Below are 21,660 nucleotides of genomic sequence, written 5' to 3' on the forward strand. Positions count from 1 at the left end.
AGCGGCATCACCAAGGGTCAAGACCCCATCCTACCTATAGGTAGACACAGAAGCAATCCACCGTCATTGGCCCCCACGGTTCAGCGCGAGGGGGCGTTGAGTTCCCGGTTGAGGGCAACGATCGCCGCGTGGTCTGCGTCGGGGCCGAGACGGCTGCCATAGTCGCTCATCATCCGGTCCCGTTTGGACGGGGCTTCGCCTTTCCTGGCAGCTGCAATCGCGCTCTGCATTTCGCCGGCGTCGAAATCGCAGCAGTACGCCGGGGTCGACGGCTGGATTCTCCAGGAGTCCTCCAGGCTGCCCGCATCCACCGCATCAAAGCCCATATCGTCAACGATGCCGCTGGCAATGGCCTTTGCTTCAACATCATCACCGGCGACGGCGACCGCCAAGCGACCAGGCTGCCCTTTGGGCTTGCCAAGCGCGGCGAGCGAGTGCGCCAGGATGTTGTTGAAAGCCTTGGTGACCGGGCGACCGAGTTGCTCGGAAACCCAGACGCTCTCCGTCATCCCTTCATCGATCGCGGCAATGTTGGGATCGCGCATCCCCGGGTAGTAGTTGCCTGTGTCGATGATCGGCGCGTGCTTCGGAAGGGCGCCAAACAGACCCTTGGGGAGGGCCGCCACGGCCGGGAACGGGATCGACAGGATGACAGCGTCTGCGGCTTCCACCGCGCCGTGGATGTCGACCGGCTCCGCTCCAACGTCCGCTGCAAGCGCGCGCACACCCTCAACGCCACGCGAGTTTGCAACTCGAACCTGATGTCCTGCCGCGACCAGCTTTCGTGCCAGCGTGCTGCCGATATTGCCAGTGCCTATGATGCCAATTTTCATGTCGGGTCCTTGTAGGGAAGAGAGTCTGGGGTGGTGACAGGCATGGCTTTGCCGATCTGACTTTTCATGCACTCACTCGCGGGTCAAGCCCGTACTGCGCGGGCGCCCCAAGATGCTCACGCAGCGTTGCCCCCTCATAGTCCAGGTGGAACAGTCCACGCTCCTGCAGAATCGGCACCACGCCGTCCACGAACGCGTCGATGCCGTCGTCGTTGACATCCGGGGAGATCCAGAAGCCGTCTGCCGCCTCCGCCTCGAACCACGCTTGCATGTGGTCGGCTGCCTCCTCGGGGGGGCCCACGACCACGGGGTGGTAGTCGATGACGCCGTGGGCCAGGATGTCCCTCACGCTCCACCCTTCCCGAGCGACCTTCAAGGCATGCGCTGAACGCGGATCGCGGGATGACGGCCTTGCTGCAGCAAGCTGGGAGGCCGACAGGGGTTGATCGAGCGCCTGGGAATCAATACGAATGCCGAGCATGTGTTGCAGATAGGCCGCGGTCTGCGGGAAGGAACGCCCGGTCAAGGCGATGCGGCGATCCAAAGCCGTGCGCCGATCCTTGGCAAGGGTGGTCATCAAACCGGGGATGTAGCTGATTTCGTCAGGATCGCGCCCTGCCCGCTCTGCCGCATTCCGGAACGCCATCCGCTGCTCACGGGCATCTTCAATCGTGAACGACGCGCCGATGACCGCACTGGCGAAACGGCCCGCCAGCTCATGCGCGTTGGGGCTGCCACCGGCATGGAAAACGATGGGCTGACCTTGCTCTGAGGGTGGGATGTGGAGCGGCCCGCGCGAACCCACGAACTTTCCGCGCAGGTTCACCGGCCTGATCTGATCAGCGTTGGCGAACTGACCTGATTCTTGATCGTGAAGCCATGCGTCTTTACCCCAGCTGCCCCAAAGCGCCTGCACAAGCTGCACGAACTCGTGCGCTCTACCGTAGCGATCAGCGCTCGACGGAATCTGTCGACCATGGTTGGCGGCCACATCGTCTCCGCTTGAAGTGACGGCATTCCAGCCGGCTCGACCGTGACTCATGACATCAAGCGCCTTGAACTGTCGCGCCAGATTGAACGGCTCATTGAACGTGGTAGACCCTGTGGCGACCAGGCCAATACGCTCGGTCGAACGGGCCACGGCCGCCAGCGTCATCATGACGTCCAGATTGAAATGAGGCGGTTCTTTGGCGATGTCAGCCACTGCGCTCGGACCATCGGGCAGGAAGATGAACTGGAATTTTCCACGTTCGGCGGCCTGCGCTTGGCGAACGCGGGCATCAAAGCTTGTGTAGTTGGTCGGGTCGACCCACGGCATGCGCCAGGCGCCGGGTTGCGACCCGTAGCCGTTGCCCAGGTGGAGCCCGAGGAGCATTTTCTTCGCGTGGTTCACGGTGTTCGACCTTGGAGCCGGGGTGTGGGGGCTGCATCCATCGGGAGGCTGTGCAGTGCTTTATCTACGAAAAGGAGACTGTCTCCGCTTTATGGATGGACTATATGGAGATACACTCCGGATATCAACCCCGCCGTCGACCTCATGTCAAAACTTCCTCAAGCTCGCCTCCCCCGTGCTGATGCGCAGCGCAACCGAAGCCACATCCTGGATATCGCGCGGATCGCGTTTGGAGAGGAAGGGATCGACGTGTCCATGGACAGCATCGCCAAACGGGCCGGCGTAGGTCCCGGGACGCTCTACCGCCATTTCCCGACCCGCGACGCGCTGCTGGCGGCGCTGCTTGAAAAGCACTACGCGGATCTGGAAGACATACGCGTTTGCATCGAAGCAGACGAGCCCGAGCCGGCCGCCGCGCTACACCGCTGGATCGGCGCGCTCGGCGAATGGATGAACGCCTACGAGGGATTGCCTGAACCTCTACGCGCGGCATGGTCTCAACCGAGCTCGGTATTGATGCCGACGTGCCAGTCGCTGGTCGACGCGTCAGAGCGTTTCCTCAATGCTGCGCAGCACGCTGGCGGCGCCAAGGCCTCCCTCACCGGGCAGGATATCTTTCTTGCCGCCATGGCTGTCGCGTGGGCGAGCTCGACGAAGAACGCCGATGGCAATGCGGTTGCCGCCCTGCAGGAAATGCTGCGCACGGGCTGGGTGGCGCGTGGCTGCCCGTAGCGGCGTTGGCGGATCCTATCGATAGTTGCGACTGCGATGAACAATGAGTTCATGCCAGAAGGGCTTCTGCTTCCTGCCTTCCAATCCTATCGTTCTCCTGAAGCCCGGCGCCCTTGGATCAGCCTGATCAAGCGCAGGGCCATCCATGCAAACCGTCAGTCACTGCCATCAACAGGCGGCTGAACAAACAGGAGAATCCAGATGGCACGTCATGTCCGCTTCCATGAAACCGGTGGTCCCGAAGTTCTCAGGATTGAAGACGTCCCCACCCCGGAACCCAAGGCCGGCGAGGTTCGGCCCACGCCGTAGCTACGCAGAAAAAGAGCGACGGTTGCAGCACTGTCGGAGACGGGCCACGCCCCGGGAGGCAGGCCACGCTCCAGGAGTATGAGCGTGAGAAACATCTCGCTGTCGCGTGCGTTGGTCGAGCGCACCGATGCCTGCGCAAAGACCCGCTCTGCAACGTCGAGATACGGTTCCAACAGCACCCCCCAGCGGTTCAGATAAACATCACGGGACCAACCTGAGCGCGACAACGCCTTGCAGAACGCCTGGCAGGAGGAGTCCGCCGCCATTCTTTCGATTGCCTCCGTGATGCGAAGCAGCGCGTCGCCAGGATCGGTCACTGCATAAAGGTCGAGCTCGCCTGAAGGCATCGATGCCAGATGACCATCCATGACCGACGTGTAGAGATGCTCCTTGTCGCGGAAGTGTGCATAGAGAGTCACCTTGCTGAGGCCACAGACCTCAGCGATCCGCTTCATCGTGGCGCGCTCGAAGCCTTCCTCCGCGAACACCGCTCCGGCCGCGTCCAGGATGCACTGGCGGCTCAGCGCCCGGGCGGCCTCCCAGCGCAGCGCGGTTCTGCTCGGGAAGCGGGGAGTTGCGGAAGTCTTCACAGGCGCCGGAACACCGCGCTGGCATTCACGCCGCCAAAGCCAAATCCGTTGGTCAGCGCAAACGCGATGTCCGCCTTGCGAGGCTCCCCGGCGACGATCGCCAGCCCTTCGGCCAATGGATCCGGGCGAACCAGATTGAGCGTCGCGGGCGCGACCTGATCGCGCAGAGCGAGCACGGTAAATATCGCTTCGATGCCGCCCGCCGCCCCGAGCAGATGCCCGGTGCTGGACTTGGTGGCAGAGATCAGGAGATCGGTTCGGGAGCCAAACAGCGCCCGGATGGCGGCAAGCTCACCCCGGTCACCGACCTGGGTCGACGTCGCATGTGCATTGATGTGATCGACATGCTCCGGCGCAATGCCTGCCTGCGCCAATGCGATCTCCATCGCCCGCCGCGCGCCACTGCCATCCTCCGGCCCCGCGGTCAGATGATGGGCATCGGAGGTCGTGCCGTAGCCCACCAGTTCGGCCAGTGGCGTCGCCCCGCGTGCCAACGCGTGGTCCAACCGCTCGATCACCAGCAACCCTGCCCCTTCGGACATGACAAACCCGTCGCGCTGCTCATCGAACGGGCGGGAGGCGGCCTGCGGTGTGTCGTTGAACGACGTGCTGAGCGCCTTGGCCGCCGCGAAGCCGCCCAGGCTGACCCGATGCATCGCGGCCTCCGCACCACCGCACAGCGCGATATCCGCCTCGCCGGACCGGATGAGACGCGCCGCATCGCCAATCGCTTGGACACCCGCGGCGCACGCCGTGACCGGCGCCCCCTGCGGTCCCTTGAACCCGTAACGGATCGACGCCTGCCCCGCCGCCATGTTGGCCAGGAACGTGGGCGCAGTGAACGGCGACAACCGGCCAGGCCCACGGCTTTCGGTGGTGTGGACCGCATTGACGATCGATCCAAACCCGCCGATGCCCGTGGCGATGACGGTCGCCGTGCGCAGCAGCCCGCGCTCATCGGCTTCCCGCCAGCCCGCCTGCCCGAGCGCTTCGTGAGCGGCGACCAGCGCGAACTCAACGAACCGGTCCATCTTCTTGAGATCTTTCGGCGCGATGATCCCGGTCGAGTCAAAGCCCGCCTCCGGGTCTTGAACGCGGTCAGGCACGCGGCCGCCGACTTCGCAGCCGGTCCCCGCCGCAAGATCGGCACCCAGCGATCCGATCCCGGAGTGCCCCGCCAGCAGGCGCGACCAGACTGTTTCAACCCCGCATCCGAGCGGACTCACCACGCCCATTCCGGTCACCACGATGCGGTCTTTGTCAGCAATGCTCATGAATCAATTCCCATATAAAAGAGGTCCGCGCCAGTGTCAGGCAACGGGGGTCTTCTCCGCCCGGACCTTGAACCAGATGGCATACATCGCCGGGAGGAACACCAGCGTCATCACGGTGCCGGCGATGGTGCCGCCGATCAGCGTGTAGGCAAGCGTTCCCCAGAACACCGAATGGGTCAGCGGAATGAAGGCAAGCACCGCCGCCAACGAGGTCAGGATCACCGGGCGCGCGCGGTGGACCGTCGCTTCGATGATGGCGTGGAAGGTGTCCATCCCCGCTTGTTCGTTCTCGTGGATCTGACCGATGAGGATGAGCGTGTTGCGCATCAGGATGCCTGACAACGCGATCAATCCCACCAGCGCGTTGATGCCGAATGGCTGCTGGAACAGCAGCAGGGTGGGTACCACGCCGATCAGCCCCAACGGACTGGTCATGAAGACCATGATCATCGCGGAGATGGACCGCACCTGCAGGATGATGATCAGCAGGGTCACCGCCAGCATGATCGGAAACAGCGGCAACATCGCACTCATTGCCTTGCCCGATTCCTCGATGGAGCCGGCCTGGGCGATGGCGTAACCCGCGGGCAGCGAGGCGATCAGCGGCTCAAGCTGCTTGCTGATCGCCGCCGATACATCCGGTGGCTGCAATGCATCATCGATGTCACCGCGCACGGTGATGGTCGGCACCCGATCACGACGGCGCAGCACCGGCTCTTCCATCCGCACCTCGACCGAGCCGATCTGGGACAGCGGCACACGCTGGCCCGCAGTACCGACCAACGTGAAGTCCGCAATCCGCGCAGGATCCAGGCGTGTATCCCCGCCTGACCGTGCGACAACCTCAACCGTGCGGATGTGCTCACGGACGGCAGTGACCGGCACCCCGCTCAGGAAGAACTGCAACTGCTGCGAGACCGACGCCGAGGTCATGCCCATCGCCTGCAGCCGGTCCTGGTCCAGCGTGAAGTGCAGCGTCGGCGTGCGCACGCCCCAGTCCGTGTTCACGGTGCGCATCATCGGGCTGGCGTGCAGGGTCTGCTCGACCTTGGCCGCGATGCCACGGATGACGTCCGGATCCGGACCGCTGACCCGATAGGCCACCGGATAGGGCGAGTAAGGCCCGAACACCAGCTGCGTCACACGCACGCGTGCTTCGGGCACCAAGCCCTCTGCCACTGCCTGACGCAGGCGTGCTTTCAGGGCATCGCGCTGGTCCTGGCTGTCGGTGCGCACCACGATCTTCGCAAACGCCGGATCCGGCAATTCCGGTGAGATGGCCAGATAGAACCGGGGCGCGCCCTGGCCGATGTAGGCGGTGACGATCTTCGCTTCTTCCTGCCCAGCGAGCCACTGTTCCACCTTCCTCGTGGCCAGGCTGGTCTGTTCGATGGCCGTGCCGTAAGGCATCTGCACTTCGACCAGGACCTCCGGACGATCAGAGATCGGGAAGAACTGTTTCTTCACCACGCCCATGCCCACCACCGAAAGCACGAACAGGCCGATCACCGAACCTGCGGCAAGCCACTTGCGGGCGATCACACTCGCCAGGATCGAACGGAAGCGGTTGTAGCGCGGCGTGTCGTAGAGGCTGTTGTGGCCGCCTTCCACGGTCTTGAGTTCCGGCAGCAGCTTCACCCCCAGGTAGGGCGTGAAGAACACCGCGACCACCCACGACACGATCAGCGCGATGCCCACGATCCAGAACATGTTGCTGGTGTATTCGCCAGCCGTGGAGCGGGCGAAGCCGTTGGGCATGAAGCCCACTGCGGTCACCAGCGTCCCGGCCAGCATCGGCGCTGCCGTATGGCTCCACGCGTAGGCCGATGCCTTGACCCGGCTGTAGCCTTCTTCCATCTTCACCACCATCATCTCGATGGCGATGATCGCGTCGTCGACCAGCAGGCCGAGTGCCAGGATCAACGAACCGAGCGTGATGCGGTCGAAGTTCTTGCCGGTCGCGGCCATCACCATGAACACCGCAGCCAGCGTCAGCGGCACGGCTGCGGCCACCACGATGCCGACCCGCCAGCCCATGCTGACGAAGCACACCAGCATCACCACCAACAGCGCGGCGAAGAACTTCATCATGAACTCATCGACCGACGCACTGATGTTCACCGCCTGGTCGGTGACCTTGTCCAGCGCCATCCCCACGGGCAGCCCGTCATTGATCTTCTTGACCTCCGCATCCAGTGAGGCACCGAGATCCAGGCCGTTCCAGCCGTCGCGCATTACAATGCCCAGCAGCATGGCAGGCTCGCCACCGTTGCGGATCATGAAGGTCGACGGATCTTCATAGCCACGCTTGACGGTGGCGATGTCACGCAGTTTGAGGGTCTTGCCCTGCGCGACGATGGGCGTATCGCGGATCTTTTCCAGCTGGTCCAGCGCCCCATCCAGGCGGATGAATATCTGCGGTCCTTTGGCTTCGACGGAGCCGGCCGGCGTCAAGGCGTTCTGCCCGTTCAGCGCTCCGAATACCGCCTGCGGCGTGATCCCGAGGTTGGCCAGCCGCCCATGCGAAAGCTCCACGTAGATGCGCTCGGGCTGCTCGCCGATGATGTTGACCTTCTTCACGCCGGGCACGTGCAGCAGGCGCTGGCGCAGGGTTTCGGCGTCGCGCGCCAACACACGGAACGGCTCACCCTTCGCTTTCAGGGCGTAGAGGGCGAACGTCACATCCGCGTATTCGTCGTTGACCATCGGACCGATCACGCCGGCGGGCAGGTTCGCCGCTTCGTCGTCCATCTTCTTGCGCGCCTGGTAGAACTCCTCCTGCACCTGCGAAGGCGGCGTGCCGTCCTGCAATGTCAGCGTGGTGAAGGACAGGCCAGGCCGCGTGTAGGTTTCGCTGCGGTCATACCAGCGCAGTTCCTGCAGGCGCTTTTCCAGCTTCTCGGCGACCTGGTCCTGCATTTCCGTGGGCGTGGCGCCCGGCCAGGCCGTCACGATGGTCATGACCTTGACGGTGAACGCGGGGTCCTCGGCGCGACCGAGCTGGAAGAAAGAAACAATGCCGGCAACGGAAACCAGGAAGATCAGGAAGACCGTGATGGCGCGCTCGCGCACCGCAAGCGCCGACAGATTGAACCCACTCACTGCTGGGCCCCGTTCGCAGCAGCAGCGCTCTTGGCCGTGTCGGCAAGCCGGACCACCTGCCCTTCACGGAGCAGGTGCGCGCCAAGCGCCGCCACCCGGTCCGACGCTTTCAAGGCGCCCTCGACCAGGGCCTGGTCATCGCCCAGCTGCTTGACCGCTACCGGCTTCCAGCTGGCTTTGAGCGGGTCGCCGCTGACCACCCATACGCCGGTTCCGGTGCCGGGATCAAACAGCGCGCCCAGCGGAACCTCAAACCCGGCGGAGACGCCGGCAGGAGCGGCGCCTGCCAGCTCGACCGCCACCGTGGAACCCAGCGGCAACGGCGCATGGGTGTCTTCCAGCGTGTAACGGGCTTCAAACGTACGGGTTGCGGGGTCTGCCGATTCAGAGAGCACGCGCAAGCGTGCAGGGATCCTGCCGCTGCCGCCGAACGAGGACGCCGAGGCCACCGAGCCGATCTGCGGACGCAGCGTTTCGGGCAGCTGGATCACGGCCTCGCGACGGCCTGCACGGGCAAGCCGGGCGACGATCTGCCCCGCCGCCACCACCTGGCCGGGCTCGGCGGAAATGGACATCACCACCCCATCGGCATCGGCGACGAGCGCGGTGTACTGGCTCGCATTGCGCGCGACCCGTGCCTGCGCTTCGGCCGCCTTGAGCTGTGCCGCTGCGGCGTCCGCCGCCGCTTTGACCTGGTCATAGGCCGACCGGGACACCACGCCCTTGGCCGCCAGTTCGCGATAGCGCGCCTCGTCGGCGGTGGCCTGCATGCTTTGCGCGCGGGCCGCGATGACAGCCTGCTGCTGGGAGGCCGCTGCCAGATCCAGGTCGATCGGATCAATCCGGTAAAGCACATCGCCGCGCTTGACCGCCTGCCCGGTATCGACGAGGCGTTCGGTGACCTTGCCACCGACCCGGAAGGCCAGATCGCTCTGCACCCGTGCGGCGACCGTGCCGGTGAAAGTGCGTGCGTTTGCCGCGCCCGCCTGGACCTGCGCAACCCGGACGATGGGCGGCGCAGTACGCGGGTCGCTGGCGTCCGGCTTTGCACAGGCCACAAGCATGAGCGGAGTGACACAGGAGAGGGCTATGACTACAAAGCGGCGACGCATACGGCCTTCCGGAGTGGGGTATCCGGACGCATTCTGTTCCTTGTGACCAATATAGTCAATAGTCACTAACTACGGAGCAAGACTCCTGAGGACCAGTTCCTGCAGTGCCGTAGGCGCTTCCTCATGCAGGCCAGACAAGTGCGGAAGGGTCACCGGGTTCAGGTAGGGGACGAGCACCTGATAGACCGCGCGGCTGGTCTGGTCGAGCGGGGTCCTGCGCTCGAACGCCCCGGCATCGCGCCCCTCCTTCAGGATTTCTTCGACAAGTCCGCGGATACGGCTCTGGTACGCCTGGGTGGACGGCCACCGGTCGGTCGCGGCCGCAACGGCGATTTCATAGAGCCGGCGATCGTGCAGGAACAGGCGAAGACTGGCGTCCACGATGGCGGTGAAGAGCACCCGCAGCCGGTCCGGGGCTGCTTGAACCCCCTGCAGGGCCTCATGCACCTCGCTTTCGATCTGGGCCAGGCAATTGGCGCAGATCACCTCCCCGATCGCCTGTTTCGAGGCAAAAAACTTGTAGATGTAGGCCTTGGAGAAGCCAATGGCTTTGGCCAGGTCGGAGACCGTGGTCTTGTCGTAGCCGAAGTGGCTGAAATGGGCGGTGGCAGCCTCGATGATCTGGGTGCGCACGTCATGCTCAGCGGGGCCACGCCCGGCATCGAAGGCTGCGGAAAGTGAAGTAGACATGCGGCAAGGGTAGCGCCGCGCCGAAGTGCGGGCAAACGGTGACCAGTCGAGTATCAGGTCACAACAGGCCCTGATAAGTGACTATTGACTTGTTTGGTCACTGGAATAAGAATCCGCCAGGGCCTGCCGGCCGACGCGCCAGGCAGGCCAGACACGCGGTAGGAATGACGTCTGGCTCCCGGATATCTCCTTGCATGCGAACCGTCGGACCTACCTTTGCCTGTGGAGGGCAAGCAATGACCACAAAAACACTACTCGCACTTGCGTTGCTCGGTGCCTTGGCCAGCGTGGCCGGCAACGCAGGGGCCGCTGCATTCCAGTTGAAGGAAAAGAGCGCCAAGGGTCTGGGGCGGGCGTTCGCGGGCTCGATCAGTGCGCCAGGGGACGCATCCGTCATTGCCGACAACCCCGCCGCAATGCGGCTGCTGGATGGTCGGGTCTTCCAGGCCGATGCCAGCGTCGTGAACTACACCATCGACTTCAAGGGCCAAGGCCGCGACGCGCTCGGCCGCCCTCAGTCTGGCGGGGATGGCGGTGACGCCGGCGACACGAGTCCGGTCCCGGCCCTGTATTTCCACACGCCTTTGGGTGACAACGCTCACCTGGGGCTCTCAGTCACCGCACCGTTTGGCTTCAAGACCGAATACGACAGCAACTGGATGGGTCGATACAACGGGATCAAGACGGAGATCAAGGCGGTCGACCTGGGCCTCTCGTTCTCTTACGACATAAACCCCTATGTGTCCTTGGGTGCGTCAGTCTTCGTCGAACGCGCAGAAGCCGAGCTCTACGATGCCGTCGACTTCGGTGCGGTCCTGGCCGGCGCGCGGGCGCCGGGCTTCGCCCCGGGCAGCGCCGATGGCTATACCCGCATCGAGGCCAAGGATGATGCGGTCGGCTTCACGCTGGGCGGTCTTTTCACGCCCGTGGAGGGCACCAACATCGGCATTGCGTACCGGTCCAAGGTCGACCACAAGCTCAACGACGCGGATATCAGCTTCGACGTTCCGGCCAGTGCCGCTCCCTTCCTGGCAGCGGCCCGTCCGGGGTGGTTTGTCGACACACAAGCCAGCACAGCGCTCAATCTTCCCGCCACGCTGACCGGCAGCATCAGTCATCAAGTCAATGATCGTTGGACGGTCATGGCTGATGTCACGCGCACCGGGTGGTCCAAGTTTGCGGCAGTGCGACTGGACTTCGACTCGGCCCAGCCCACACGGGCTCTGGACTTCGGCTATCGGGACACGACCTTCGCCTCGATCGGTGCAGAGTACCGCTATAACGAGAAGCTGACCCTGCGTGCGGGCCTGGCCACCGACCAAAGCCCGGTCACCGACGATACCCGTGATGTCCGCGTGCCGGATACCGACCGCAAGTGGGTCTCCCTGGGCGCGACCTATCGTGCTTCCGGATCAGCCGAATACAGCGTTGGCTACACCCACCTCTTCCTCGACGAGCCGGAGGTGTCACTGGTGTCGGCGACGGGCAGCACGCTGCAAGGCAAGTATGACGTCGGCACGGATATCGTGGCCTTCTCTGCGGCTTACCATTTCTGAAGCATCGGGCGGGTCCCCTCCCGCGTCCGTAGGCTGGCGGTGCAAGCCGCCAGCCGCTCTTTCGTGCCTCCCCCGCTACGTGGAATCCGCACCGCCCCCTGCGGTGTATCGAGGACGAGCCGCTGCCTTGATGGCAACCGGGGATGCCCGGGGGCGGCGCCTTCCGGGACCTTATCTGACGCTCCGGCCCATGGCTCCCCGGCACGCCATTCGGACCTGTGTGACGGGCTGTGGCATGACGATCGGCCTGCCCTGCCCTCCTTCCGCCGGCTCCCTGACCACGCAGTTCGCGGATTTGCCGGTGGGTCAGCTTAAACTTGGTGCCTGGGCGATGCGGGCAGCCGCCTCCGTCGCAACAACCGTATCCCTGGTCGATCCGCTCTGTGTCCGTCGCAACCTTGACCTGACCCGTTCGAGGCGCCGCCGCAACAGCGGTGCCAGCGAACACCGTTACTTGCCGCCAGCGACCCGGACCGACCGCTACACCCCGTAAGGACGTTTCTTGCAAACCACTGATTCCAATCCGAAAACCTCGTCTCCGAAGAATACTGCCGAGCACACTCCGCTCATGAAGCAGTTCTTCGCCGCCAAGTCCGAGTTCCCGGACCTGCTGCTGTTCTTCCGCATGGGCGATTTCTACGAGCTGTTCTACGACGACGCACGCAAGGCCGCGCGGCTGCTGGACATCACCCTGACCCAGCGTGGCAGCTCCGGCGGTGCCCCGATCCCGATGGCCGGCGTGCCGGTGCATGCCTACGAAGGCTACCTGGCCCGGCTGGTGGCCCTGGGCGAATCGGTGGCGATCTGCGAACAGATCGGCGACCCCGCCCTGGCCAAGGGCCTGGTGGAACGCAAGGTGGTGCGCATCGTCACCCCCGGCACCGTCACCGACGAAGCCCTGCTGGACGAGCGCCGCGACACCCTGCTGATGGCGCTGTCGCGCAGCAGGTCCGGCTACGGGCTGGCGTGGGCCGACCTGGCCGGCGGGCGCTTCCTGGTCAATGAAGTGGACACCGATGACGCGCTGGAAGCCGAACTCGCCCGGTTGGAACCGGCCGAACTGCTGGTTCCCGACGAAGAGAACTGGCCGGAATTCCTGCGCCAGCGCAAGGGCGTGCGCCTGCGCGCGCCGTGGCTGTTCGACGCCGACAGTGGACGCCGCCAGCTGCTCGCGTTCTTCAAGCTGCACGACCTCAGTGGCTTCGGCATCGATGACAAACCACGTGCCACCGGTGCCGCCGGTGCGCTGCTTGGCTACGTCGAAGAAACCCAGAAGCAGCGCCTGCCGCACCTGACGTCGATCGCGATGGAAAACGCCGGCGAAGCGATCGCGATGAATGCCGCCACGCGCCGCCACCTGGAGCTGGATACCCGCGTCGATGGGGATACCCGCAACACGCTGCTCGGCGTGCTGGACAGCACCGTCACCCCGATGGGCGGGCGCCTGCTGCGGCGCTGGCTGCACCGGCCGCTGCGCCTGCGCGAGGTACTGGTACAGCGCCACCATGCGGTGGAAACCCTGATCGACCGCGGCGCGGATGCGGATATCCGTGAACAGTTCCGGCGCCTGGGCGACCTGGAACGCATCCTGACCCGCGTGGCGCTGCGTTCGGCGCGCCCACGCGATTTCTCCACCCTGCGTGATGGCCTGGGCCTGTTGCCGGCGGTGCGCGAGGTGCTCGCCCCGCTGGACTCGCCGCGCCTGCAGGCGTTGCACCAGCTGCTCGGCGAACACGACGACTGCGCGCGCCTGCTGGCCAGCGCCATCGCCGACATGCCGCCGCTCAAACTCAGCGACGGTGGCGTGCTGGCCGATGGCTTCGATGAAGAACTGGATGAACTGCGCCGGCTGTCCACGCACGCCGACCAGTTCCTGATCGACCTGGAACAGCGCGAACGCGAAAGCAGCGGCATCGCCGCGCTGAAGGTCGGCTACAACCGCGTCCACGGCTATTACATCGAAATCAGCAAGGGCCAGTCCGACCGCGCCCCGGTGCACTACACCCGCCGCCAGACGCTGACCAATGCCGAACGCTACATCACCGAAGAACTGAAGAGTTTCGAAGACAAGGTGCTGTCCGCGCGCGACCGCTCGCTGTCGCGCGAGAAGCAGCTTTACGAGCAGCTGCTGGACACGCTGGGCGACTGCCTGGAGCCGCTGAAGCAGTGCGCCGGCGCGCTGAGCGAACTGGATGTGCTGGCCGGTTTCGCCGAACGCGCGCAGGCGCTGGACTGGTCGCGGCCAGAGCTGGAAACCGTGCCCTGCCTGAAGATCGAACGCGGCCGCCACCCCGTGGTGGAAGCGGTGCGCGACCAGCCGTTCGAACCCAACGACCTGGACCTGCACCCGGACCGCCGCATGCTGGTGATCACCGGCCCGAACATGGGCGGCAAGTCCACGTACATGCGGCAGAACGCGTTGATCGTGCTGCTCGCCCACATCGGCAGCTTCGTGCCCGCCAGCCGTGCGGTGATCGGCCCGATCGACCGCATCCTGACCCGCATCGGCGCCGGCGACGACCTGGCGCGCGGGCAGTCGACCTTCATGGTGGAAATGGCCGAAACCAGCTACATCCTGCACCACGCGACCGAACACTCGCTGGTGCTGATGGATGAAATCGGCCGTGGTACATCGACCTATGATGGCCTGGCGCTGGCCGACGCGGTGGCGCGTCACCTCGCATGGCAGAACCGCTGTTACACCTTGTTTGCCACGCACTATTTCGAACTGACCGCACTGGCTGGCGAACAGCACGAAGGTGGCCGCAGCGGGATCGCCAACGTGCATCTGGATGCGGTGGAACACACCGACCAGAACGGCGGCGAGCGGCTGGTGTTCATGCATGCAGTGAAGGATGGCCCGGCCAACCGCAGCTTCGGCCTGCAGGTAGCCGCGCTGGCCGGGCTGCCGCGCGCGACGGTGGCGCAGGCACGACGCCGGCTGGCCGAACTGGAGCAGCGTGGCGGTGAAACGCAGTCGGCGGCGGTTGCGCCGCAGGCGCTGGATGCGCCGCAGCAGTTCGGATTGTTTGCCGCCCACGACACCGCCGCGCTGGATGCCTTGGCGGCAGTGGATCCGGATGAACTGACGCCGCGGCAGGCGTTGGAAGCACTGTATCGGTTGAAAGCGCTGGTCTGAGTCTGCACGGCCCGCTGCGCTCGCCGACCATGGGTCGGCGCTACCGGGGCGGGCATGTTGACCTGCGGTCACTCGTAACGAAGCGCGTCTATGGGATCCAGCCCGGCTGCTTTGGCGGCGGGGATCGTTCCGAACACCACACCGACGGCGGCGGAGAACAGGACCGACAGAAGAACCGTCCACCACGGCACCGTGGCCGGTGGCAGCCCGGGGATGACCAGAGAAGCGACCAGGCCGCCGGCGTAACCCAGCAGAACACCAATGATCCCGCCGATCGCAGAAAGCAGCGCCGCCTCGCTGAGGAACTGCAGCAGGATGGCTTGGCGGGTGGCACCAAGCGCCTTGCAGATGCCGATCTCGCGGGTCCGCTCGGTGACTGAAACCAGCATGATGTTCATGATGCCGATACCCCCGACCAGCAGCGAGACACCCACGATCCCCGCGAACACCATGCTGACCAGGTGGATGATGCTCTTCAGCGAATCCCCAAGCTGCTCAGCGGTTTCGACGCGAAAGTCGCCCCCTTGGCTGACTCCCCGGAGGCGGGACTGACGCAGCAGCGCTTCGATACGCTCCTTCACTGCCTCCATTTCCGCCGTATCGGCGACCTGGACGTCGATACTGAGATCCACCTGAGATGCATCCTGCACCAGTGCAAGACCGGTGGCGAAAGGCATCAGGACGAAGTCATCCTGGCTGAAGCCAAACACGTCGCCGCGCTCTTCCATCAACCCCACCACCTTGCACCACTCACTGCCGATGCGGATGTACTGGCCGGTGGGATCAGCAGGCAGTTCCAGGTTGCCGCGCAGCTTTTCCCCGACCACGCAGACCCGACGACGGGAATCGTTGTCGGCCGCGGTGATGAACCGGCCAAGCCGGGGGTAGACCTGCCGCGAGTGCTGGTAAGCCGGTGAACTGGCAATGATTCGGGTGAAGGTATCCGCGCGCCCCGCATGCACCGTGCCGCCATGGTCGCCCATGACATTGAAGCTCGGAGACACCTCCCCCACCCCGGGCAAGCCGTCGACCAGGCGCTGGTAATCCTCCAGTGATATCCGGCTACGGCGACCCTGCAACTGGTCATCGAAGGAGGTCTCGGACCTGACGGTCAGGTTGTTCGCGCCCAGTCCGGCGAACTGATCCGTAATCGAGGCGGCCATGCCCTGGAAGATCGACACCACCGCGATGACCGATGCAACACCGATGACGATGCCCAGCACGGTCAACAGACTGCGCATGGCGTGCGCGCGTATGCTTGCCCAGGCCGACTCGAAGATCAGCAGGAGATCAGCCATTCCGCTGACGCCTCCGATCCGCAGTCACCTTCCCATCTTCGATACGGATGACACGGTGGCAGTGGTCCGCGATATCCGTCTCATGGGTGATCATGACGATGGTGCTTCCGTCCGCCCAGAGCGCGTCGAACAGCGCCATGATGTCTCGCGTTGTCGCGGAATCGAGGTTGCCGGTAGGCTCGTCGGCGAGCAGGATCGATGGCGAGCCGCACAGCGCGCGCGCAATCGCCACACGCTGCCGCTGCCCCCCGGACAACTGGCTGGGGAGATGGCCTGCGCGGTCCGCCAGCCCCACCTTGCACAAGGCGTCCATGCCCCGCTGCTGTCGCTCTGCGCGTCCCATCTTCCGGTACAGCAACGGATGCATGGCATTCTGCAGCGCGGTTGCGCGCGACATCAGGTTGAAGCTCTGGAAAACGAAGCCGATGGCGCGATTGCGCACTCCCGCCATCTCGCGCTCGTCCAGGCGCGTGACCGGCTGACCCGCGAGCAGATAGCTTCCTGCACTGGGCCGGTCCAGGCATCCCAGGATGTTCATCAAGGTGGTCTTCCCGGATCCCGAAGGGCCGGTGATGGCGACGTACTCGTTGCGCGCTATGGTCAGATCGATTCCGCGCAGTACCGGAACCTGCTCGCCCGCCATGGCGTAGTGCTTGTAGACCTGTTGCAACGCGAGGATGGGCTGCATGTCAGGGCAGTTCCAGCATCGCCGGCACCGCACGTACGCGCTGGTTGTCACGCAGATGCCGCATCGTTTTTGCAGGTCCGGTGATGACCCGATCGCCGCGCGCCAGTCCCGAGACAATCTCGACATGGCTGTCGTCGGACACGCCGGATTCGACGTGCCGCCTGACGACGGCGCCTCCCGACTCCACCAGCAGGTAGTGCCGCTGCTGCGTCGCCTTGCCGGCCGCACCTCGATGGCGGGCGACATCGGCCTGTTCGCTCAACAGTGCCTGCACCGGCACCGCGACCGGTGTACGGCCGACATCAACAAACACCTCGGCACGGCAGCTCATCCCGGTTCGAAGGTCGGCATGGGCTTGTCCATCAAGGGCAATCTGGACCGCGTAGCTGCGCTGGTGGGCGCTGGCGCTCTCGAGCCCGGTTCGCGTCGGTGCCAATGCAATCTCCTGGACCCTGCCACTCAGCACCCTGCGGCTGTCCGATCCGGCGAATACCTGGGCCTGCTGTCCTTGCCTGATCCGCGACACATCCATCTCATCGACCTTGATCGTCGCGGCCATGGTGCCGACGTCGGCGATGGTCATCAGGCTGGAGCCCGCGATGCCCGTCGAACTCGGTACCGCGGTCTCGCCGACCTTCAAGGCGATGGACGTGACCACACCTGAGATGGGTGCGCGGATCAGCGTCTTGGCCAGGCTCTCACGCACCTGTACCAGGGCCGCCATGGACTGTGTCAGCTGCTCTCGGCTGGCCTTCAGCCGCAGCCGCGCCAGTGCCACCTCGTGGCGGACCTGATCGTGGCTGGCCTGGTCGACCAAGCGCTTGGCCACCAGTTCGGTACTGCGGCGTTCCTGGGTCTGGCGGATGTCGAGCAGCTCTGCCTGCTGTTCGATATCCAGTGCCTGCTGACGCACCATTGATTCCCGCTGCTGCACCTCGGCCTTCTGGGTTTCCTGGTCCAGTACCATCACCAGCTGACCGCTCTGGACGTGGTCCCCTTCCTTCACCAGCACCTGGCGCACAAGACCGATGACTTCGGGCGAAAGCGCGGCCGTATCGCGGAAGTCGAACGTACCGGAACCAAGCACCGACGCGCGCAGGGGCCTGTTCTCCGCGATTTCGTACTGCACCTCCACGGGCTTCCGCCCGCCCCACAGGGCGGCGACCATGCTGCCCGCCAGCACCATGATCACGATGCCATCGGTCACCAGACGATGGTTCATTGCATGGCGCCTGCGGCAACGCGCACGGCCCATGCGCCGTACACCAACAGAGCCGGTGCCAGCGCGATCGACAGCGCGCGGACCCAGCCCATGCCGAGCCAGTAGCGCAGGCCGGCTGCACACAGGGCCACCGTCCAGAGTGATTGCACGCCTACCGAACCGGCCAGCGAAAACCATCGGCTGCCCACGCCGATTCCGGTCAGTTGGGCCAGGGACAGCGGGTTGGACAGTTCAGGAGGGAGGTTGCTGGTGTCAGCCATTGCACAACGCAGCGCCATCATCAGCAGCATCACGGTCTCCGGCACCGTCAGCCATGCAGCACGCCCCACCCACCTCACGTAGGGATCGGGGCGGCGGGTACGTGCGACCACCTTCAGATAGGCTGCGGCGACCAGGATGAAGGCGCCGCCCACCAACAGCGAGCTGGCGACCGACAGGACGGTCAACAGGCCACGCCCGAGCAGGTTTCGCATGAACTCAAGCTCTCGACCGTCCAGCTCACTGTGGTCCGCAAGCACATGGTCCTGCAGCCACGCTAGGTCCACGTTCGCGTAGTAAGTCGTCCAGGCCACCACCGTAGCCAATGTCAGTGCCAACAGGGGCCACGGCCAGTCGCTGCGTGCCTCGACGCGCTCCCAACCCTTCATTGGATCCAGGATCACATCACCTGCTGTCTTTGCAACACGAGCGCTCATTCCGTCTCCTTTTCCGTCGTTCGCGTCTCGTCCGGTTGAACAAGACCTGCCATCTCCGGCCAACAGACATCATTCCCACGGTCCTCCATCGGCGCTTCAAGATTTCGATCACGCAGCAACGCCCCCGTGGCGCCCTTGGCCCGCCGTGACCGGCCAGGTTCGGGTGCAACATACAGGCCAAGCCCAGAGCGCGCCCCGCCACGTCACAACGTCTGCCCAACAGCATCCGCGTGTGTCGCGTCTGACGCTTGCCCGACGCCGCCGCGCTTTCGATCCTGTGTGCTTCCCGTCTGCAGATTCGTCCATGTCCGATCCAACCTCGCGTCATGACAACGCCATCGATGGCATGCGTGCCATCGCCGTGCTGGCGGTGGTCATCTTCCACGTCGATGCATCCCTGCTGCCCGGAGGTTTCAGTGGCGTGGACCTGTTCTTCGTGGTGTCCGGCTTCGTCATAAGCCAGTCGCTGGCCTCGCGCCCGCATGACCACATCGGTCGCTACCTGCTGGACTTCTACCGCCGGCGCGTGCTGCGCCTGCTGCCCGCCCTGCTGCTGGTGCTGCTGGTGACCTTCGTGTTGTCCACACTGTTCATTCCCCGTGGCGGCGGCAGCAGCGACCAGTACGATCAAACCGGACTTGCAGCGATCCTGGGCATCAGCAACCTCGTGCTGGCATGGCAGGTCGAGGATTACTTCTCCTGGGGAGCCAGCCTGAACCCCTACCTGCATAGCTGGAGCCTGGGTGTGGAAGAGCAGTTCTACCTGCTGTTCCCCCTGCTGTTCCTGATCTGGTTGCGTGCCTCGCCCTCGCAGGCCTGGGTGCGCTGGCTGCTTCCCGCGCTGGCCGTGGGTTCGATGGCGTTCGCCGCGTGGCAGGCGGCGGCCGCACCCGACCAGGCCTTCTATCTGCTCCCCGCGCGCTTCTGGGAGCTGGCTGCAGGTGCCGTGCTTTTCCAATGCATCGCCTCGCGAACGCCATCGCCTTGCTGGCAGGCCTGGGCAGTACCTGGCCTGGTGCTGGTGGTGGTGGGCTTCGCCTTCGAATCGAACCTGCAGTTCCCCTTCCCCGGCGCGATCGCCACGGTCATCGGCACCGTCATGCTGCTTGCGGCGTGCACGGCCGCCAGCGGACAGCAGCGGAAGAGTCCCGTATTGCAGGTACTGGGCAGCAGGCCGCTCGCCTACGTGGGGCGTCTGTCGTATTCGTTGTACCTGTGGCACTGGCCCCTGCTGGTGCTGCTGCGCTGGACCTACGGCTTGCAGGGCGCTGCCTTGTGGGCCTACCCCGTGGTCCTGTTCGCGCTCGCCAGCGCTTCCTATCACTGGGTCGAACGTCCGATCCGCAATGCGGCAGCTGCAAGGCGCGCGCGCTCGCCGATCCTCCTGGGCACGGCCTTGGCCGCGGTCGTTGCCAGCCTCGGCATCGCGTGGGCCATGCCACATTTCAACGAGCAGCTTTCGCTGAGCAGGACGCGGGACAGCTACGTATGGCGTACGTACCTGCATCCTGCATGGATGCAGGTAGAGCCGATCGATGCGCCATCGTTGCACGGGCGCAAGCTGTTCGTGACGGGTGATTCATTGTCTACCAGCTTCCGGCCCATGACATCCATTGCTGCGCGTCAGTTCGGCATGCAGCTGATCATCCTTGATGTGCCCGGATGCAGCTTCAGCAACCTGATGCGCGCGGATCCGCGCGGGTGCGCGCCGGCACGGGACAACGCACTGGCGCGGATCGAGCGCGAGGCACGTCCAGGCGACATCGTGCTGCTTTCCTCGCTGCGCATGCAGGAGCTTCGCGGCCTGGACTGGAGCCGTGGCGAGGCGCAGGTCTTCCAGGAACTGGCCATGCGACGCACATCAATGGACGCCGCAGGTGCCGCGCGCGACGCCGATGCCATCCTTGCGCGACTGCAGGCACTGCAGGTGCACGTGATCATCAGCGCGCCGATGCCGGTGTTCAAGTCCGATCCCTTCCGGTGTTCGGACGTGTTCAACCGGATGAATCCCGCGTGCAAGGCCGGGCTCACCGTCCCGCGTGCCGCCATGGAGGCGATGCGCGGTCCGCAGATGGCACTGCTGCATGACCTGGTCGAGCGTTATCCCTTGCTGCAGGTATGGGACCCGCTGCCACTGCTTTGCCCCGAAGACCGCTGCGCTGCGATGGACGGGACTACCCCCCTGTTCTTTGACCGCGAGCATCTCAGCGGGCACGGCAATCGATTGCTGCTGCCGGACTTTGATCGGCTGATGCTGGAAATCGCCGACGCTCCTGTCGAAGCCCCGCCGCCGCCCATGTGAAGCCTTCGCATCGCTTTCGTGCAGGCGGCGTTATGCTCGGCCGGTTCGCGCTTGAGCTGCACCCACCCCGAGCCGCAGGAGTTCCGCCATGAACACGCAGTCCCTCACCAGCTCCCTCCTCCAGCAGCTGCAGCAGGGTCCGGCCCTGCAGCAGGTGTCCCAGACCCTCGGCGTGGACAACACCCAGGCCAGCCAGGCGATCCAGTCCGCGCTGCCGCTGCTGCTGGGCGCCATGGGCAACAACGCCAGCAATCCCCAGGGCGCCCAGTCGCTGCTCAACGCGCTGCAGCGCGACCATCTGGGTGGTAGCCCTGCCTCGACCGGCGGTGCTGCAGGCGGCTTCGACCTCAGCGACCTGCTGGGCGCGGTGCTGGGCGGCGGCGGTGGCCAGGCGACCAACGGCGCCGGCATCCTCGGCCACGTATTCGGCAGCCAGAGTCCGCAGGCTGCGCAGCTGCTAGGGCAGAAGACCGGGCTGGACAGCAGCAGGTCCGGCCAGCTGCTGGCCCTGCTTGCCCCGATCGTGATGTCGTTCCTGGCCCAGAAATTTGCCCAACAGGGCAACGCCGGCCAGCTCAGCCAGGCCCTCGGACAGGAAGCACAGTCATCTGGCATGGCCGGCGGTGGCCTTGGCGCCCTGCTCGATCAGGACGGCGATGGGCAGTTTGGCCTCGGAGATGTCCTGAAAATCGGCGGCGGACTGCTTGGCAAGCGCCCCTGATTGG

Annotated in this window: 16 protein-coding genes; 5 read left to right on the forward strand and 11 right to left on the reverse strand. The window is 65.0% G+C overall.

Translation table 11 applies throughout. The features are described from left to right. Positions 1 to 80: 80 nt before the first annotated feature. Complete coding sequence (locus ABE522_RS00075) at positions 81 to 905, reverse strand: NADPH-dependent F420 reductase (RefSeq protein WP_346589710.1); 825 nt, start codon at positions 903 to 905, stop codon at positions 81 to 83. Continuing rightward, a complete protein-coding gene (locus ABE522_RS00080) occupies positions 898 to 2,226 on the reverse strand; it encodes an NtaA/DmoA family FMN-dependent monooxygenase (protein WP_346589712.1) in 1,329 nt (442 codons plus the stop codon). The genes ABE522_RS00075 and ABE522_RS00080 overlap by 8 nt, the downstream gene beginning before the upstream one ends. A 144-nt stretch (positions 2,227 to 2,370) precedes the next feature. On the opposite strand from ABE522_RS00080, the gene ABE522_RS00085 reads away from it, so the two are divergent. Further along, on the forward strand, positions 2,371 to 2,958 hold the full coding sequence (locus ABE522_RS00085) for a TetR/AcrR family transcriptional regulator (protein ID WP_346589713.1): 588 nt from the start codon (positions 2,371 to 2,373) through the stop codon (positions 2,956 to 2,958). Between the two features lie 209 nt (positions 2,959 to 3,167). Here the strand turns inward: ABE522_RS00085 and ABE522_RS00090 are convergent, their stop codons facing one another. The 5 genes from ABE522_RS00090 to ABE522_RS00110 all read right to left on the reverse strand — a co-directional run bounded on the left by ABE522_RS00090 (position 3,168) and on the right by ABE522_RS00110 (position 10,035). Then, positions 3,168 to 3,857, reverse strand: a complete 690-nt coding sequence (locus ABE522_RS00090) for a TetR/AcrR family transcriptional regulator (protein WP_346589714.1) — start codon at positions 3,855 to 3,857, stop codon at positions 3,168 to 3,170. Next, positions 3,854 to 5,131 (reverse strand): beta-ketoacyl-ACP synthase II, encoded by a 1,278-nt coding sequence (gene fabF / locus ABE522_RS00095; protein WP_346589716.1) that lies wholly within the window; start codon positions 5,129 to 5,131, stop codon positions 3,854 to 3,856. Before fabF ends, ABE522_RS00090 begins: the two co-directional genes overlap by 4 nt. 36 nt (positions 5,132 to 5,167) lie before the next feature. Beyond that, entirely contained in the window at positions 5,168 to 8,233 is a 3,066-nt protein-coding gene (locus ABE522_RS00100; protein ID WP_346589718.1) for an efflux RND transporter permease subunit, read from the reverse strand. After that, positions 8,230 to 9,345, reverse strand: a complete 1,116-nt coding sequence (locus ABE522_RS00105; protein WP_346589720.1) for an efflux RND transporter periplasmic adaptor subunit — start codon at positions 9,343 to 9,345, stop codon at positions 8,230 to 8,232. Before ABE522_RS00105 ends, ABE522_RS00100 begins: the two co-directional genes overlap by 4 nt. A 69-nt stretch (positions 9,346 to 9,414) precedes the next feature. Further along, positions 9,415 to 10,035, reverse strand: a complete 621-nt coding sequence (locus tag ABE522_RS00110) for a TetR/AcrR family transcriptional regulator (protein WP_346589721.1) — start codon at positions 10,033 to 10,035, stop codon at positions 9,415 to 9,417. A 236-nt stretch (positions 10,036 to 10,271) separates the two neighbouring features. Between ABE522_RS00110 and ABE522_RS00115 the strand changes: the two genes are divergently transcribed. Both ABE522_RS00115 and mutS read left to right on the forward strand, forming a co-directional pair. After that, the gene (locus ABE522_RS00115; protein WP_346589722.1) at positions 10,272 to 11,591 is read left to right on the forward strand and encodes an outer membrane protein transport protein; all 1,320 of its coding nucleotides are present in this window, start codon (positions 10,272 to 10,274) and stop codon (positions 11,589 to 11,591) included. A 502-nt stretch (positions 11,592 to 12,093) separates the two neighbouring features. Further along, positions 12,094 to 14,730 (forward strand): DNA mismatch repair protein MutS, encoded by a 2,637-nt coding sequence (mutS, locus tag ABE522_RS00120; RefSeq protein WP_406846271.1) that lies wholly within the window; start codon positions 12,094 to 12,096, stop codon positions 14,728 to 14,730. A gap of 68 nt (positions 14,731 to 14,798) precedes the next feature. Here the strand turns inward: mutS and ABE522_RS00125 are convergent, their stop codons facing one another. From ABE522_RS00125 to ABE522_RS00140, 4 genes are read right to left on the reverse strand one after another with little or no spacing between them, the layout of a single operon-like run. Then, complete coding sequence (locus ABE522_RS00125; RefSeq protein WP_346589725.1) at positions 14,799 to 16,028, reverse strand: ABC transporter permease; 1,230 nt, start codon at positions 16,026 to 16,028, stop codon at positions 14,799 to 14,801. Beyond that, positions 16,021 to 16,716, reverse strand: coding sequence for an ABC transporter ATP-binding protein (locus tag ABE522_RS00130; protein ID WP_346589726.1), 696 nt, complete (start codon positions 16,714 to 16,716; stop codon positions 16,021 to 16,023). Before ABE522_RS00130 ends, ABE522_RS00125 begins: the two co-directional genes overlap by 8 nt. A 1-nt stretch (position 16,717) precedes the next feature. Continuing rightward, a complete protein-coding gene (locus ABE522_RS00135) occupies positions 16,718 to 17,938 on the reverse strand; it encodes an efflux RND transporter periplasmic adaptor subunit (protein WP_346589727.1) in 1,221 nt (406 codons plus the stop codon). Beyond that, entirely contained in the window at positions 17,935 to 18,633 is a 699-nt protein-coding gene (locus tag ABE522_RS00140; RefSeq protein WP_346589728.1) for a YIP1 family protein, read from the reverse strand. The genes ABE522_RS00135 and ABE522_RS00140 overlap by 4 nt, the downstream gene beginning before the upstream one ends. A 304-nt stretch (positions 18,634 to 18,937) precedes the next feature. Between ABE522_RS00140 and ABE522_RS00145 the strand changes: the two genes are divergently transcribed. Together ABE522_RS00145 and ABE522_RS00150 are read left to right on the forward strand one after the other, a co-directional pair. Beyond that, positions 18,938 to 20,935: an acyltransferase family protein gene (locus ABE522_RS00145; protein ID WP_346589730.1), complete on the forward strand. Its 1,998-nt coding sequence runs from the start codon at positions 18,938 to 18,940 to the stop codon at positions 20,933 to 20,935. Positions 20,936 to 21,023: 88 nt separating this feature from the next. Continuing rightward, a complete protein-coding gene (locus ABE522_RS00150; protein WP_346589731.1) occupies positions 21,024 to 21,656 on the forward strand; it encodes a DUF937 domain-containing protein in 633 nt (210 codons plus the stop codon). Positions 21,657 to 21,660: the final 4 nt, after the last annotated feature.

The organism is Stenotrophomonas lacuserhaii (genome assembly GCF_039674585.1).
Classification (GTDB): Bacteria; Pseudomonadota; Gammaproteobacteria; order Xanthomonadales; family Xanthomonadaceae; genus Stenotrophomonas; species Stenotrophomonas pennii_A.